This is a genomic window from Streptomyces sp. NPDC098101 (assembly GCF_044760185.1).
In the GTDB taxonomy this organism is placed as follows: domain Bacteria; phylum Actinomycetota; class Actinomycetes; order Streptomycetales; family Streptomycetaceae; genus Streptomyces.
The window spans coordinates 66440-82721 of record NZ_JBIWAS010000009.1 but is presented as its reverse complement, the minus strand read 5'-3'; the positions used below and the strand labels follow the sequence as shown (position 1 = coordinate 82721).

Sequence of the window (16282 nt, the reverse complement as noted above, 5' to 3'; positions counted from 1 at the left end):
CCTCGTCCACCCCTCTCACTCCCCGGGACCACGACCCATGACTGACAAGACTGCTCACACCGGAAAGAACACGGGCGGCGACGTCCGTCTCACCGGGATCAGCAAGACGTACGGCTCCTTCACCGCCGTCCACCCGCTCGACCTGACCGTCCCGCAGGGCTCCTTCTTCGCCCTCCTCGGCGCCTCCGGCTGCGGCAAGACCACCACCCTGCGCATGATCGCCGGCCTGGAGGACCCCAGCACCGGCACCGTCTTCCTCGGCGACACCGACGTCACCGACCTCCCGCCCTACAAGCGGCCGGTCAACACCGTCTTCCAGTCCTACGCGCTCTTCCCGCACATGGACATCACCGAGAACATCGCCTTCGGCCTGCGCCGCCGGGGCATCAAGTCGGTCAAGAAGCAGGTCGACGAGATGCTGGAGCTGGTCCAGCTCGGCGACAAGGCCCGGCACAAGCCGCACCAGCTCTCCGGCGGCCAGCAGCAGCGCGTCGCCGTGGCCCGCGCCCTCATCAACCACCCGCAGGTGCTCCTCCTCGACGAGCCGCTCGGCGCCCTCGACCTCAAGCTGCGCCGCCAGATGCAGCTGGAGCTCAAGCGCATCCAGACCGAGGTCGGCATCACCTTCGTGCACGTCACCCACGACCAGGAGGAGGCCATGACCATGGCCGACCAGGTCGCGGTGATGAACGGCGGCCGGGTCGAGCAGCTCGGCGCCCCCGCCGACCTGTACGAGAACCCGCGGACCACCTTCGTCGCCAACTTCCTGGGGACCTCCAACCTGATCGAGGCCGAGGTCCTGGAGACCGGTTCCGACGTGCTCGTCACGGCGGGCGGCGGCAAGCTCAGGGTCCCCGGCGAGCGCTGTACCCCCGCCGTCCGCGCGGGCGGCAGGCTGCTCGTGGGCGTCCGCCCCGAGAAGATCTCCCTGACGCACGCGGACGACGCCGGCGCGATAGCCGACGGCCGCAACCGCGTCACCGGCCGGATCGCCGACTCCTCCTTCATCGGCGTCTCCACCCAGTACGTGGTGAACTCGCCCGCCGGGGCCGAACTCCAGGTGTACGAGCAGAACATCGAGCGCGACACGCGGCTCGTTCCCGGCGCCGAGGTGGTCCTGCACTGGAACCCGGCCCATACGTTCGGACTCGACGCGGACCAGGACATCGACGCGGGTGTGGAGAGCGTGGAGGACGCCGGATGAGCGCGACCCTCGTGAAGGAAGCCCCGCCGACGGAAGACCTTCCCGTACGCAAGCCCGCCACCCGCAAGCGGCTCGTCCCCTACTGGCTGCTGCTCCCCGGTATCGTCTGGCTGCTCGTCTTCTTCGCGCTGCCGCTGGTCTACCAGGCCTCCACCTCGGTCCAGACCGGCTCCCTCGAAGCAGGCTTCCAGGTCACCTGGCACTTCCCGACCTACTGGGAGGCCCTCCAGGAGTACTGGCCGCAGTTCGTCCGCTCCCTGCTCTACGCCGGGACCGCGACCGTCCTCTGCCTGCTGCTCGGCTACCCGCTCGCGTACCTGATCGCCTTCCGGGCCGGCCGCTGGCGCAACCTGATCCTCGTCCTGGTCATCGCCCCCTTCTTCACCAGCTTCCTCATCCGGACCCTGGCGTGGAAGACGATCCTGGCCGACGACAGCATCGTGGTCGGCGTCCTGAACGCGCTGCACGTCCTCGACGTGACGAGCTGGCTCGGCTGGACCGAGGGCGACCGCGTGCTCGCCACCCCGATGGCGGTCGTCTGCGGCCTCACGTACAACTTCCTGCCCTTCATGATCCTGCCCCTCTACACTTCCCTGGAGCGGATCGACGGGCGGCTCCACGAGGCCGCGCGGGACCTGTACGCCTCCCCGGCCACCACCTTCCGCAAGGTGACCTTCCCGCTGTCGATGCCCGGCGTCGTCTCCGGCACCCTGCTCACCTTCATCCCGGCGAGCGGCGACTACGTCAACTCCGAACTGCTCGGCTCGACCGACACCAAGATGGTCGGCAACGTCATCCAGTCGCAGTTCCTGCGGGTCCTCGACTACCCGACGGCCGCCGCCCTCTCCTTCATCCTCATGGCGATCGTCCTGGTCATGGTCACCGTCTACATCCGCCGCGCCGGAACGGAGGACCTCGTCTGATGCGCTGGATCCGCAAGAACCTCGTCGTCGTCGCGGGCCTGCTGACGCTCGCGTACATGATCCTGCCGAACCTCGTCGTGATGGCGTTCTCGTTCAACAAGCCGAACGGGCGCTTCAACTACTCCTGGCAGAAGTTCTCCCTGGACGCCTGGAAGGACCCCTGCGGCGTCGCCGACATGTGCCAGTCGTTGTCGCTCTCGCTCCAGCTCGCCGCCTGGGCCACCCTCGGCGCCGTCGCCCTCGGCACGGCGATCGCCTTCGCGCTGGTCCGCTACCGCTTCCGGGCGCGCGGCGCGATCAACTCGCTGATCTTCCTGCCGATGGCGATGCCCGAGGTCGTCATGGCCGCCTCGCTGCTCACCCTCTTCCTCAACATGGGGATCGAGCTGGGCTTCTGGACGGTCCTGATCGCCCACATCACCTTCTGCCTGTCGTTCGTCGTGACGGCGGTCAAGGCCAGGGTCATGTCCATGGACCCGCGCCTGGAGGAGGCCGCCCGCGACCTCTACGCGGGGCCCGCGCAGACCTTCCTGCGCGTCACCCTGCCGATCGCCGCCCCCGGCATCGCCGCCGGCGGACTGCTCGCCTTCGCGCTCTCGTTCGACGACTTCATCATCACCAACTTCAACGCGGGACCCTCCACGGTCACCTTCCCCATGTTCGTCTGGGGCTCGGCGCAGCGCGGAACACCCGTTCAGATCAACGTCATCGGCACCGCGATGTTCGTCCTCGCGGTACTGGTGGTCATGGCCGGACAGATCATCACGAACCGGCGCAAGAAAACAGCAACAGCCTGAGCGAAGGCCGCCCAGGCACCGAAGGAGTTGGAAACCATGGCCCCAGTCGCCATGCGTCTCGCCGCCCAATCTCTCTCCGACGCCCAGCCCGTCCCCTTCTGGCTGGAAGACCCCGGCAAGCCCGGCGCCCTGCCCGCCCTCACCGGCACCGAGACGTGCGACCTCCTCGTGGTCGGCGGCGGCTACAGCGGACTGTGGACCGCGCTCCTCGCCAAGGAGCGCGACCCCTCCCGGGACGTCGTCCTCATCGAGGGGCGCGAGGTGGGCTGGGCCGCCTCGGGCCGCAACGGGGGCTTCTGCGCGGCCTCCCTCACCCACGGCTTCGGCAACGGGCTCGCCCGCTGGCCGGGCGAGCTGCCGAAGCTGGAGGAGCTGGGCGAGCGGAACCTCGACGCCATCGAGGAGGCCGTCGCCCGCTACTCCCTGGACTGCGACTTCGAGCGCACCGGCGAGATCGACGTCGCCACCGAGCCGTACCAGGTCGAGGAGCTCCACGAGGTGTACGGGGAGCTCGACCGGCTCGGCCTCGCCGACGGCGTCGACCTCCTCGACCGGGACGCCGTGCGCGCCGAGGTCGACTCGCCGACCTTCCTCGGCGGCCTCTGGGACCGCCGGGGCGTCGCCATGCTGAACCCCGCCAAGCTGGCCTGGGGCCTCAAGCGGGCCTGCCTCGGCCTGGGCGTCCGGATCTACGAGAACACCCCGGGCCTCGACCTGGTCTCCGTCGGCGCCGGCACGGGCGTGCGCACCCCGTACGGCAAGGTCCTCGCCCGCCGGGTCGCGCTCGGCACCAACGTCTTCCCGTCCCTGGTCAAGCGCGTCCGGGCCTACACGGTCCCGGTCTACGACTACGCCCTGACGACCGAGCCGCTCAGCCCCGAGCAGCTCGCCTCGATCGGCTGGAAGAACCGGCAGGGGCTCGGCGACTCCGCCAACCAGTTCCACTACTTCCGGATCACCGCCGACCACCGGATCCTGTGGGGCGGCTACGACGCGATCTACCCCTTCGGCGGCAAGGTCAGCGCCGAGATGGACCACCGCCCGGAGACGTACCTCAAGCTGGCCGAGCACTTCTTCCACTGCTTCCCGCAGCTCGAAGGGCTCCGCTTCAGCCACGCCTGGGGCGGCGCGATCGACACCTGCTCCCGCTTCTCGGCCTTCTTCGGCACGGCGCACAAGGGGAAGGTGGCGTACGCGGCCGGGTTCACCGGCCTCGGCGTCGGCGCCACCCGCTTCGGCGCCGACGTGATGCTCGACCTGCTCGCGGGGGAGCGCACCCAGCGCACCGAGCTGGAGATGGTCCGCTCCAAGCCGCTGCCGTTCCCGCCCGAGCCGGTCGCCTGGGCCGGCATCGGCCTCACCAAGTGGTCCCTCGCCCGCGCCGACGAGAACGGCGGCCGGCGCAACCTGTGGCTGAAGGCCATGGACCGCCTGGGCCTGGGCTTCGACAGCTGATCGGGGTGAAGTGATGTACATCACAACCGACGAGTAGGCGAAACCGCGTAAGAGAAGCCGCCCTCCCCGCTCTCTCCGTGTGGACACCGTGTCCACACGGAAGGAGAACCTCGCGATGACTGGTACGGGGGCCGCGGGCGCCAGGAGTGCGGTGGAGTGGCTGGTCTCGGCCGCGCCCGATCCCGACGCCTGCCGGTGGGAGTGGGAGCGCAGCCCGCACGGGGTCGCGCTGCTGCCCGCCGGCGTGCGCTGGGACGTGCTGATCCTGCCGGCCGAGCTCGGCTATCCCACGCTCGACGTGCTGACCCGCCTGGTGGGCCGCCCCGGCCCGGTCCTGGCCGACTTCGGCGACTCCCGGATGGGCTTCTTCGTGCCGCCGGGCACCGCCGCCCGCTGGCTCGGCACCGGGATCCGCAGCGCGGGCGCCGGGACCTGGATCGTCGTCCCGTATCCGGGCCGGACCACCGGCGCGGTGCGCTGGCTGGTGGTGCCGGACGGCACCGGGACCCTCACCGACGCCCCGCTCCTGGAGCTGGCGATGCACGAGGCGGCGGGCCAACTGGCCCGGGGGGAGGGGGTGGTGGACGGGGACTGAACGAAGGGGTCGTGCGTACAGAGGTCTTGACCACTCGATTGGTCTGGACCATGCTGTGGCGCGCTCCCTTCGATTCCCCCACCTCCCCTCTCCCCTTCCCGGAGGCAGTCGTGGCCCGCTCCAGACCCCTCACCCTGATACTGGCGGGCGCCCTCGCCGCCGGTGGACTCCTCGCGCTCACCCCCGGCGCCCAGGCCGCCGACGCCGAACTCGCCCGCAACGGCGGCTTCGAGGCCGGACTCGACGGCTGGACCTGTACGGCGGGCAGCGGCGCCGTCGTCACGTCGCCCGTGCACGGCGGGACGAAGGCGCTCCGGGCCACCCCGGCCGGCAGCGACAACGCCCGCTGCTCCCAGACCGTCACCGTGAAGCCCGGCTCCACGTACGCGCTCAGCGGCTGGGTGCGCGGCAGCTACGTCTACCTGGGCGCCACCGGCACCGGCACCACCGACGTCTCCACCTGGACGGGCTCGGCCCCCGACTGGCAGAAGCTCTCGACCTCGTTCACCACGGGCCCCTCCACCACCTCGGTCACGATCTACACCCACGGTTGGTACGGCACCCCCGCCTACCAGGCCGACGACCTCTCCCTGTACGGCCCCGGCGGCGACCCGGTCCAGCTCCCCACCGCCCCCACCGGGCTCGCGGCCGGCTCCCCGACCTCCACCACCGTGCCGCTGACCTGGAGCGCGGTCTCCGGCGCCACCTCGTACCACGTCTACCGGGGCGCCACGAAGATCCAGACGGTCACCGGCACCTCCGCCACCGCGACCGGTCTGACCGCCTCCACCGCCTACACCTTCCAGGTCAGCGCCGTGAACGCGGCCGGCGAGTCCCCGAAGTCCGCCGCCGTCACCGCGACCACGACCAACGGCGGCGGCGGGGACGGCGGCAACCAGGGCCTGCCCGCGCACGCCCTCGTCGGCTACCTCCACGCCAGCTTCGCCAACGGCTCCGGCTACACCCGCATGGCCGACGTCCCCGACTCCTGGGACGTCATCAACCTGGCCTTCGGCGAGCCGACCTCGGTGACCTCGGGCGACATCCGCTTCAGCCTCTGCCCGGCCACCGAGTGCCCGAACGTCGAGTCCGTCGCCGAGTTCAAGGCGGCGATCAAGGCCAAGCAGGCCGCCGGCAAGAAGGTCCTCATCTCCATCGGCGGCCAGAACGGCCAGGTCCAGCTCTCCTCGACGGCCGCCCGCGACGCCTTCGTCACCTCCGTCTCGAAGATCATCGACGAGTACGGGCTCGACGGCCTGGACATCGACTTCGAGGGCCACTCCCTCTCGCTCCAGACCGGCGACACCGACTTCCGGAACCCGACCAGCCCGGTCGTCGTCAACCTGATCCAGGCGGTCAAGACCCTCAAGGCCAAGTACGGCGCGAAGTTCGTCCTGACCATGGCCCCGGAGACCTTCTTCGTCCAGCTCGGCTACCAGTTCTACGGCTCCGGCCCCTGGGGCGGCCAGGACCCGCGCGCCGGCGCGTACCTGCCGGTCATCCACGCCCTGCGCGACGACCTCACCCTGCTGCACGTCCAGGACTACAACTCGGGCCCGATCATGGGCCTGGACAACCAGTACCACTCGATGGGCGGCGCGGACTTCCACATCGCGATGACCGACATGCTCCTCGCCGGCTTCCCGGTGGCGGGCAACGCCGACCGCTTCTTCCCCGGCCTCCGCGCCGACCAGGTGGCCATCGGCCTCCCGGCCTCCACCCAGGCGGGCAACGGCCACACGACCCCGTCCGAGGTCAACAAGGCCCTGGACTGCCTCACGAAGAAGGTCAACTGCGGCTCGTACCAGACCCACGGCACCTGGCCCGCCCTGCGCGGCCTGATGACCTGGTCGATCAACTGGGACCGCTTCAACCAGTGGGAGTTCTCGAAGAACTTCGACGCGTACAACTGGAGCTGACGGCCAGGATCCACAGCCCCAGACAGAGACTGGCCACCACGTCCAGCGGCCAGTGGTAGCCCCGCAGCACCAGCCCGGTCCCCGTCACCGCCGTCAGCACGGCGGCGACGGGGACCAGGCGGTTCGAGACGAGGAAGGCCGCGCCGAAGTAGGCGACCATCGCGGTGGCCGTGTGGCCCGACGGGTAGTAGCCGTGCGCCCACGGCTCCAGGGGCCCGGGACGTCCGGTCCACACCTTCAGCGGAATCACGAGCAGCGGTACGGCGGCCATGGCGAGGCCCGCGCACAGGGCGGCCCGCCACCGCCCGCGCCACACCGCGTACGCCATGGCGCAGCCGAGGACGGGCAGGGCGACGGAGACGTTGCCGAGGTCGGAGGCGAGGTCGCTCAGGGGCCGGGGGACCGTGTCCACCAGGGCCCGGGACACCCGCTCGTCGAGCCTGGCCAGAGGGCCGTGGACGAGCACCTGCCAGGTCACGACGGCGAAGGCGACGAGCGCCGAGAAGAGAGCCGGCCGCCCTGGAACAGGGGGGGTGGTTCCAGGGCGGCCGAGGGGACCGGGCTGCCGCCCGCCCCGGGGGGTGTGGGGCGTGCGGCCATCCGATCGGTGAGGAGTGCCGGGGCACGAGGCGCCGGCGTCGTGCTCCGAGGCACGAGGTGGACGGGGCTGGGGAGGCTCCGCCCGGGGTGTTTCTCTCATCTGTGGGAACCGTACGCCAGAGAAGAGGGGACCGACAGCGCGAAACGCGTCCCGCCATCGGCCCCCCACAGAGTCTTCACACCGCGGCCCTCACGGGCCGGCGCGTCAGATCCCGGCGAACGCGTTCTCCAGGATGTCGAGGCCCTCGTTCAGCAGCTCCTCGCCGATGACCAGCGGCGGCAGGAAGCGGAGCACGTTGCCGTAGGTGCCGCAGGTCAGGACCAGGAGGCCCTCCGCGTGGCAGGCCTTCGCCAGGGCGCCGGCGGCCTCCGCGTACGGCTCCTTGGTGGCGGGGTCCTTCACCAGCTCGATGGCGATCATGGCGCCGCGGCCGCGGATGTCGCCGATGACCGGGAACTTCTCCTGCATGGCGGTGAGGCGGGTCTTCATGACCTCCTCGATGCGCTTGGCCTTCCCGTTGAGGTCGAGCTCCTTCATCGTCTCGATGGAGCCCAGCGCACCGGCGCAGGCCACCGGGTTGCCGCCGTAGGTGCCGCCCAGGCCGCCGCCGTGGACGGAGTCCATGATCTCGGCGCGGCCGGTGACGGCGGCGAGCGGCAGACCGCCCGCGATGCCCTTGGCGGTGGTGATGAGGTCCGGGACGACGCCCTCGTCCTCGCAGGCGAACCACTGGCCGGTGCGGCAGAAGCCGGACTGGATCTCGTCCGCGACGAAGACGATGCCGTTGTCGTTGGCGAACTTGGCGATCGCCGGCAGGAAGCCCTTGGCCGGCTCGATGAAGCCGCCCTCGCCGAGGACCGGCTCGATGATGATCGCGGCGACGTTGTCGGCGCCGATCTGCTTGCCGATCTGGTCGATCGCCTGGGCGGCGGCCTCGGGGCCGCAGTTCTCGGCACCGGTGGGCCAGCGGTAGCCGTAGGCCACCGGCACGCGGTACACCTCGGGCGCGAACGGCCCGAAGCCCTGCTTGTACGGCATGTTCTTCGAGGTGAGCGCCATCGTCAGGTTCGTACGGCCGTGGTAGCCGTGGTCGAAGACGACGACGGCCTGGCGCTTGGTGTACGAACGGGCGATCTTCACCGCGTTCTCGACGGCCTCGGCGCCCGAGTTGAACAGCGCCGACTTCTTGGCGTGGTCGCCCGGGGTCAGCTCGGCGAGCGCCTCGCAGACCTCCACGTAGCCCTCGTACGGCGTCACCATGAAACAGGTGTGGGTGAAGTCCTGGAGCTGCGCGGAGGCGCGGCGCACGACGGCCTCGGCGGAGGCGCCGACCGAGGTCACGGCGATGCCGGAGCCGAAGTCGATCAGACGGTTCCCGTCGACGTCCTCGATGATGCCGCCGCCGGCCCGCTTGGTGAACACCGGCAGCGTGGAGCCCACGCCACCGGCGACCGCGTCGAGACGGCGGGCCTGAAGCTCCTGCGACTTCGGACCGGGGATGGCGGTGACGACGCGCCGCTCCTGCGGGACAGCGTTCATGCGGGGCTCCTGGGGGTGTTCTGGACGCACTTGTGGGTTTCCTCCGCAGGCTAGGCGCGGCGGCGGGGGAGAGGCACGCGCCGATCGGGAGTGATGGAGGGTGTGTCGTTGTCCGGGATGGACAGGAAGCGGTGACGGGAGGGCCCGGCGCCGCGCACCGATGGGCATCCGGCCGCACGGGTGGTCGAAATCCCTCCGGGGCGCCGCGGGCCCACTAGATTGACGGTGGCACAGACGCGGCGACCTGGCTGGTCAGGGGGCGGGGATTCATGGAGACCGACGGCACGTACGAGTCACGCGACACGAGGGGGGGCGGGGTGCCGCGCCCGGCGGGACCACCGCCCGCCCGCCCGCCCGCGGCGCCGCCGACTCCGCCCGCGCAATCGGTGCCGCCCGTGCCTCCCTCGCCGCCGGTCGTCCCGCCCCGCCCGCACGCGGCGCCCGGCGCGGCCGCCGCGCCGGCGGTCGCCTGGCTCGACGCCCCGCGACCCGAGGCCCCGCCCGGCGTCTGGCGGTTCCGGCACGTGCCGCCGTCGCCGCCCCGGGAGGCCCGCCGACTCCCGCCCGTCACCGTGGCCGGACTCCTCATCCCCCTGGTGGTGGGACTGCTCCTGTGGTCGGCCTGGCGGCGCGGCGCCGTTCCGTACCAGTCGGTCCCGCTGATCGCCTTCACCCCCGCCGACTGGTGGTACGCGGGGACCACCTCACCCCGGGACTGGCACGGCGAGGAGGCCCGGGCCGTCTACGAGGGCGTCTTCTTCGCGGTCCTCCTCTACGCGATCGCCCGGCTCGGAGCCTGGGCCGAACTCGCCCGCCATCTGCTGGCGGACCGCCGTCCTCCCGTGCGTGCCGGAATCACCGCCGGAGCGGCCCTGATCGCCCTGACGCTCGTCTGGCCCCGTGCCTTTCCCGGCGTCGGCTGGGAAGCGCTGCCGATCGCCGGACCGGTCTTCTCCCTCGTGACGTTGATCGGCGGTGGGTACGACGTCCTCACCTCGCCGGTCCTCGTGTACACCGTCTACGCGCTGATCGGTGCGGCCGTCCTCTGGCCCTTCGCCCGTCTCGGCGCCTGGCCCGCCCTCGTCCGGGAACGGCTGCGCTCCCGTGCCGACACCGCCGCCCCGCCGCGCGACCAGGCCGTGCCCGTGCCCCTCTCGCAGTGGCCCGAGCTGAGGGCGGCGGGGGAGTGGCGGACGGCGGACCTGCTCTTCGCCGAACTCGCCGCCGGACGCATGAACGACGTGGACTGCGCGCGCATCCGCCGGAACCTGGACCGGGGACGGACCGACGCGGGCGGGTTCGCCTCCTTCGTCGACACCGTGCTGCGCCAGGGCGCGGCGGCCTGGACGCACCCGTCGGGCGACCGGGACCTGCCGGCCCGCGCCGCCGCCCACGACCTCCTCCTGGGCCAGGTACGCATCGGGCGCTGCGCGACCGAAGAGCGGAACCCGGCCGCCTACCGGGGCGCAGGCCTGGCCCTCGACCCGGCCGCCCTCGGCACCTCGCTGCTCGTCGTGGGACCCTCCGGCACCGGCGGGACGGGCCGTCCCGTCGGTCAGGTCGTCGAGTCCCTCACCCTCCAGGCACTCACCGGCACCTGCGCGGTCGTCGCCGTCGGCACGGCGGAAGCGCGGTTCGGCCCCGACGCCGCGTACGACGTGGTGATCCGGCCGGGCGACCCGTCCTCGCCGTACGACCTCGACCTGTACGCCGGCCTCACCGACCCCGACGAGGCGGCGGCCCTGCTCGCCGAGGGGCTGGCGGGGGACATCGAGAACGTCGACGCCCGGCGCGCCGCCACCGTCCTCGCCCAGCTCGTCGGCCCCTACCGGGCGGTGCACGGCCGCTTCCCGTCCGTGCCGGTCCTCCGCGAACTGCTCGAAGCGGGCCCGGGGGCGCTGACGGCGCTGCTCGACCGGCTGCCGGCAGACGCCGCCGCGATGCGACGCGAGCTGGAGGCGCGCATCCGGCAGGCCGGCACCGCGGCCGACGCGGGGCCGCTCCTCGCGGACCGCCTGTCGCTCCTCGACCGGCCGGCGTTCGCCGAGTTCTTCGGCGCCGACGGGGGAGCCGTACGCCCCTTCTCGCTGAAGTCCGTCGCGCACCATCCGCTGCGCGTCCGGATCGAGCTGCCCGAGCACGGGCACGAGGAGGCGTCACGGCTCCTCGCCCGGCTGATCCTCGCCCAGTTCCTGACGGCGGCCCGGGCCGGCACCGGCCGCACGCACTTCGTCTCCCTCGTGCTCGACGACGCCACCGGGGCACTCACCCCGGGCACCGTCCGCTCCCTCCAGCGGCTGCGTCCGCACCACGCCGGAGTCGTCCTCGGTCTCCGCACCCTCGGCGAGGTGCCCGAGCCGCTGCACGGCCCGCTGCTCGGCGCCGTCGGCTGCCGCGTGGCGCTCTCGGGCATCAGCACCTGGGACGGCCGGGGCTTCGCCGAGACCTGGGGCAAGGAGTGGGTGGAGACCACCGAGGTGGCGCACCACACGGTCTTCGCCGACCAGCCCATGACCCGGTTCATCCACGCCCTGCGCAAGAAGATCACGGGCAAGGCCGTCACCACCGACGCCGTCACGACACGGAAGGTGGAGCGCGAACGCTGGTCCGCCTCCGAACTCGCCCACTCCGTGCCGCCCGGCCACGCGGTCGTCTCCCTGAGCACGATCACCGGCGCGCACACCCCTCCCCTCCTCGTGGACCTCCACAACTGACGCACCCACCCCCCACCCCTGGCACAATCGGGGACGCCGCTCGGCTGAGCGGCGGCCCCTCCCCCCAAAGGTCCGACGGTCCCCAATGCCGCCCACCCTCGCCTCGCTCGCGCAGCACTCCGCCCTCAAGCTCGTCGTCCGCGCAGGGGAGGACCGTCTCGACACCCCCGTGCGCTGGGCGCACGTCAGTGAGCTCGCCGATCCCGTGCCGTACATGGAGGGGGGCGAGCTGCTGCTCACCACCGCGCTCACCCTCGACGCGGAGGACCTGGAGGCGATGCGCCGCTACGTGCGGCGGCTGCTCGGGGCCGGGGTCGTCGGGCTCGGGTTCGCCGTGGGGGTGAACTACGAGGAGATCCCGGCGGCGCTGCTCGAAGCGGCCCGCGAGGAGCACCTGCCGCTCCTCGAAGTGCCGCGCCGCACCCCGTTCCTCGCCATCAGCAAGGCCGTCTCCGCCGCCATCTCCGCCGACCAGTACCGCGCCGTCACCGCCGGCTTCGAGGTCCAGCGCGAGCTGACCCGCGCCGCGCTCGCCGAGGGCCCCGACGCCGTCGTCGCCCGGCTCGCCGCCCACGTCGACGGCTGGGCCGCCCTCTACGACACCTCCGGCAAGCCCGTCGCCGTCTCGCCCGAGTGGGCCGCCCGCCGGGCCGCCCGCCTCACCCCCGACGTGGAGCGGCTGCGCGAGCGCCCCGCCCCCGCCAGCGCCGTCGTCGGCGGCACCGACGACCGCGTCGAACTCCAGTCGCTCGGCACCGGCCGCCGCGTCCGGGGCGCCCTCGCCGTCGGCACCGGCGCCCCCCTCGGCACCGCCGAGCGGTACGCCGTCCACTCGGCCATCGCCCTGCTCACCCTCACCACGGAACGCTCCCGTTCCCTCCAGGCCGCCGAGCAGCGCCTCGGCGCCGCCGTCCTGCGCATGTTGCTCGCCGGACAGCCCGACCACGCCCGCGCGGTGGCCGGCGACGTGTACGGCGGGCTGCTCGACGCCCCCTTCCGGCTCCTCGTCGCCGAACCCGCCGGCGGCGAACCGGCCGCCGAACCGCCCCTCCCCGTCCTCGCCGAGGCCCTGGAGGCCGCCGCCGCCCGCGCCGGGGAGGCGGTCCTCGCCGTCCCCGAGGGCGAGCAGCGGCTCGTCGTCCTCGCCGGTGACGGCGGCGCGGTCGTCGCCGCCTGCGAGGGGTACGCGGAGCGCGAGGCCGAGGAGGCCGGCCTCGCCGTCGGCCTCTCCGCCCCGGCGGGTCCGATCGCCGCCGCCGCCGCGTACAAGCAGGCCGAACAGGCGCTCTCGGTCGCCCGCCGCCGGGGCCGGGCGCTCGTCGAGCACGAGGACCTCGCGGCCGGCTCGGTCCTGCCGCTCCTCGCCGACGACGCCGTCCGCGCCTTCGCCGACGGAATGCTCCGGGCCCTGCGCGACCACGACGCCACCGGCCGCGGCGACCTCGTGGTCTCCCTGCGCGCCTGGCTCTCCCGGCACGGCCAGTGGGACGCGGCGGCGACCGACCTGGGCGTCCACCGGCACACCCTGCGCTACCGGATGCGCCGCGTGGAGGAGATCCTCGGCCGCTCCCTGGACGACCCGGACGTACGGATGGAGCTGTGGCTCGCCCTGAAGGCCACGGGGGAGGGGGGCGAATAGCCCCGGGCGTTCCCGGGTGTTAGGGAGGCCTCGCCCCCCGGCCCCGCCCTCAGCCGTCCGAGCCGCCCCCGCCGTCCGAACTCCGCGATCCCTGCCCGGACGCGGGCAAATTTTTGGCCGTACCGCCCCCCGCTCCCTACTCTCCTGCTCATGACAAAACCCGCCGCCGACCCCGCCCCCGGCACCCGCGCCGTTCTCCCCGCCGCGCCCCCGGCCCCCGCCCGCCGCATCACCGGCGCCGTCTGGGCCGCGCTCGGCATCGTGTACGTCGTGTGGGGGTCCACCTACCTCGGCATCCGGGTCGTCGTCGAGACCCTGCCGCCGTTCCTCTCCGGCGGCGCCCGCTTCGTCACCGCCGGACTGCTGCTCGCCGGGATCATCGCCTGGCGCCAGGGCCCCGCCGCCCTCAAGGTCACCCGCAGGCAGCTCGGTTCGGCCGTCCTCGTCGGTCTGCTCCTCGTCCTCGGCGGCAACGGCCTCGTCGTCCTCGCCGAGACCTCCGTCCCCTCCGGTCTCGCCGCGCTGCTCATCGCCGTCGTCCCCGCCTGGGTCGTCGTCCTGCGCGCCGTCGCGGGCGAGCGCCCCGGCCCCGGCGCGATCGGCGGCGTCCTGCTCGGCCTCGCCGGGCTCGGCGTCCTCACCCTGCCGGGCCTGACCGGCGAGGTGCGGATCGGCGGCGTCCTCCTCGTGATCGCCGCCGCCCTCAGCTGGTCCGTGGGCTCCTTCACCTCCTCGCGCCTCCCGATGCCCGCCAACCCCTTCACCGCCAGTGCGTACGAGATGGTCGCGGGCGGCCTCGCCGGGGTCGCCGTCGGCCTGCTGCGCGGCGAGCACCACGGGCTCGACCTCGCCGAGGTCTCCACCCGTTCCTGGACGGCCCTCGCCTACCTGGTCGTCTTCGGCTCGCTGGTCGCCTTCACCGCCTACGCCTGGCTCCTCCAGGCGGCCCCGATCTCCCTCGTCGCGACCTACGCGTACGTCAACCCCGTCGTCGCGGTCGCCCTCGGCGCCCTCGTCCTCAACGAGGCCCTGACCCGGCCCGTCCTCCTTGGCGGCGCGATCGTCGTGGCCGGCGTCTGTCTGATCGTGTCGACCGAGCGGAGGGGCTGAGCCGGCACCCCGGACGGCCGCCCCGGATCCCCTTCGGCCAATTCGGACAGGGGTCCCGCCCCACCACTCCACACCGGACAAGCCCACACCCGCCGCCCCGGCCCTAACGTGTCACGAGAGCAACCGCTCGCACCCCCCGATACGGAAAGGGCCGGGACGCAATGACGACCACCCACGCCTTCTGGCTCGCCGGCCGCGAGGCCACCGGCGAGGCCGCCTTCGACGTCACGAACTCGTACGACGGACGTCTGGTCGGCAAGGTCAGCGTGCCCACCGAGGCCCAGGTCGAGGAGGCCGTCGCCGCCGCGCACGCCGTCGTCGACGAGTTCGCCGCCACCCCGGCGCACGTCCGCGCCGCCGCCCTCGACCACGTGTCGAAGCGCCTCGCCGAGCGCACCGAGGAGATCGCCCAGCTGATCTCCGCCGAGAACGGCAAGCCCATCAAGTGGGCCCGCGGCGAGGTCGGCCGCGCCGTCTCCGTCTTCCGTTTCGCCGCCGAGGAGGCCCGCCGCTTCAACGGCGGCGAGGCCCAGCGCCTCGACACCGAGGCCGGCGGCGTGGGCCGGCTCGCGCTGACCCGCCGCATCCCCAAGGGCGTCGTCCTCGGCATCGCGCCGTTCAACTTCCCGCTGAACCTCAGCGCCCACAAGGTCGCCCCGGCCATCGCCGTCGGCGCCCCGATCATCCTCAAGCCGGCCCCGTCGACCCCGATCTCTTCCCTGGTCCTGGGCGAGATCCTGGCCGAGACCGACCTGCCGGCCGGCTCCTGGTCGATCCTCACCGTGCCGAACGACCGGATGCCCGCCCTCGTGCAGGACGAGCGCCTCCCGGTCATCTCCTTCACCGGCTCCGACACCGTCGGCTACGCCATCCAGGAGTCCGTGCCGCACAAGCACTGCACCCTGGAGCTCGGCGGCAACGCCGCGGCCGTCGTCCTGCCCGACTGGTCCTCCGAGGCCGACCTGGACTGGGCCGCGACCCGCATCGCCACCTTCTCCAACTACCAGGGCGGCCAGTCCTGCATCTCCGTCCAGCGCGTGATCGTCGACTCCTCCGTCCACGACCGCCTGCTGCCGAAGATCGTCGCCGCCGTCGAGGCCCAGGTCACCGGCGACCCGGCGGACGACGCCACCGACGTCGGCCCGCTCGTCGACGAGGCCGCCGCCAAGCGCGTCGAGTCCTGGGTGGACGAGGCCGTCGCGGCCGGTGCCACGCTCCTGGCCGGCGGCAAGCGCGAGGGCGCCACCTACGCCCCGACCGTCCTCGCCGACCTCCCGGCCGGCGTCACCCTGGCCCGCGCCGAGGTCTTCGGCCCGGTCCTGACCATCGCGAAGGTCGACGGCGAGGCCGAGGCGTTCGCCGCGGTCAACGACTCCGACTTCGGCCTCCAGGCCGGCGTCTTCACCCACGACCTGCAGGCCGCCTTCCGCGCCCACCGCGCCCTGGAGGTCGGCGGCGTGATCGTCGGCGACGTCCCCTCGTACCGCGCCGACCAGATGCCGTACGGCGGCGCCAAGCGCTCCGGCGTGGGCCGCGAGGGCGTCAAGTACGCGATGGACGACTACACCTACGAGCGCGTCCTGGTCCTGACCGGCCTGGCCCTCTAGGACGCGGGGCCGTACGGCCCCGGGGCGCGCGCCCCACCCGGACCGGGCGGTCCGGCTCCACTGTGCGGGGAGCCGGACCGCCTTTCCCCCTGCCCGGAGAGCTGTCCGGAAGCTGCCCGGAGAGTCCCGTTCCGGCATCCGGGACGTTGGTCCGTGCACCCCCGCCGAGACGGCAGGAT

At 72.9% G+C, this 16282-nt stretch carries 12 protein-coding genes; 10 read left to right on the top strand and 2 right to left on the bottom strand.

Going from position 1 to position 16282, the window contains the following annotated elements; translation table 11 throughout:
• Positions 1 to 37 precede the first annotated feature (37 nt).
• The 6 genes from ACIQVI_RS30640 (at position 38) to ACIQVI_RS30615 (ending at position 6893) form a co-directional block, all read left to right on the top strand.
• Positions 38 to 1204 carry an ABC transporter ATP-binding protein gene (locus ACIQVI_RS30640; RefSeq protein WP_351973043.1) on the top strand — a complete coding sequence of 389 codons (1167 nt, stop codon included), beginning with the start codon at positions 38 to 40 and terminating at the stop codon, positions 1202 to 1204.
• Entirely contained in the window at positions 1201 to 2127 is a 927-nt protein-coding gene (locus ACIQVI_RS30635; protein ID WP_403601777.1) for an ABC transporter permease, read from the top strand. Before ACIQVI_RS30640 ends, ACIQVI_RS30635 begins: the two co-directional genes overlap by 4 nt.
• Positions 2127 to 2924 (top strand): ABC transporter permease, encoded by a 798-nt coding sequence (locus ACIQVI_RS30630; protein WP_351973045.1) that lies wholly within the window; start codon positions 2127 to 2129, stop codon positions 2922 to 2924. The genes ACIQVI_RS30635 and ACIQVI_RS30630 overlap by 1 nt, the downstream gene beginning before the upstream one ends.
• A gap of 36 nt (positions 2925 to 2960) precedes the next feature.
• Positions 2961 to 4379, top strand: coding sequence for an NAD(P)/FAD-dependent oxidoreductase (locus tag ACIQVI_RS30625; RefSeq protein WP_403601773.1), 1419 nt, complete (start codon positions 2961 to 2963; stop codon positions 4377 to 4379).
• Between the two features lie 115 nt (positions 4380 to 4494).
• A complete protein-coding gene (locus ACIQVI_RS30620) occupies positions 4495 to 4974 on the top strand; it encodes a hypothetical protein (RefSeq protein WP_403601770.1) in 480 nt (159 codons plus the stop codon).
• 110 nt (positions 4975 to 5084) lie between these two features.
• Entirely contained in the window at positions 5085 to 6893 is a 1809-nt protein-coding gene (locus ACIQVI_RS30615) for a chitinase (RefSeq protein WP_403601767.1), read from the top strand.
• On the opposite strand, the gene ACIQVI_RS30610 is transcribed toward ACIQVI_RS30615, so the two are convergent.
• The gene (locus ACIQVI_RS30610; RefSeq protein ID WP_403601764.1) at positions 6844 to 7593 is read right to left on the bottom strand and encodes a phosphatase PAP2 family protein; all 750 of its coding nucleotides are present in this window, start codon (positions 7591 to 7593) and stop codon (positions 6844 to 6846) included. The genes ACIQVI_RS30615 and ACIQVI_RS30610 overlap by 50 nt on opposite strands.
• A 105-nt stretch (positions 7594 to 7698) precedes the next feature.
• Positions 7699 to 9033, bottom strand: coding sequence for a 4-aminobutyrate--2-oxoglutarate transaminase (gene gabT, locus ACIQVI_RS30605; RefSeq protein ID WP_403601761.1), 1335 nt, complete (start codon positions 9031 to 9033; stop codon positions 7699 to 7701).
• A 269-nt stretch (positions 9034 to 9302) separates the two neighbouring features.
• On the opposite strand from gabT, the gene ACIQVI_RS30600 reads away from it, so the two are divergent.
• The 4 genes from ACIQVI_RS30600 (at position 9303) to ACIQVI_RS30585 (ending at position 16103) form a co-directional block, all read left to right on the top strand.
• Entirely contained in the window at positions 9303 to 11747 is a 2445-nt protein-coding gene (locus ACIQVI_RS30600) for an ATP/GTP-binding protein (protein ID WP_403601758.1), read from the top strand.
• 85 nt (positions 11748 to 11832) lie between these two features.
• The gene (locus ACIQVI_RS30595; RefSeq protein WP_351973507.1) at positions 11833 to 13386 is read left to right on the top strand and encodes a PucR family transcriptional regulator; all 1554 of its coding nucleotides are present in this window, start codon (positions 11833 to 11835) and stop codon (positions 13384 to 13386) included.
• 150 nt (positions 13387 to 13536) lie between these two features.
• Positions 13537 to 14496: an EamA family transporter gene (locus ACIQVI_RS30590; RefSeq protein ID WP_403601754.1), complete on the top strand. Its 960-nt coding sequence runs from the start codon at positions 13537 to 13539 to the stop codon at positions 14494 to 14496.
• A 161-nt stretch (positions 14497 to 14657) separates the two neighbouring features.
• Positions 14658 to 16103 (top strand): aldehyde dehydrogenase family protein, encoded by a 1446-nt coding sequence (locus ACIQVI_RS30585; protein WP_403601751.1) that lies wholly within the window; start codon positions 14658 to 14660, stop codon positions 16101 to 16103.
• The last annotated feature ends 179 nt before the right edge of the window (positions 16104 to 16282 follow it).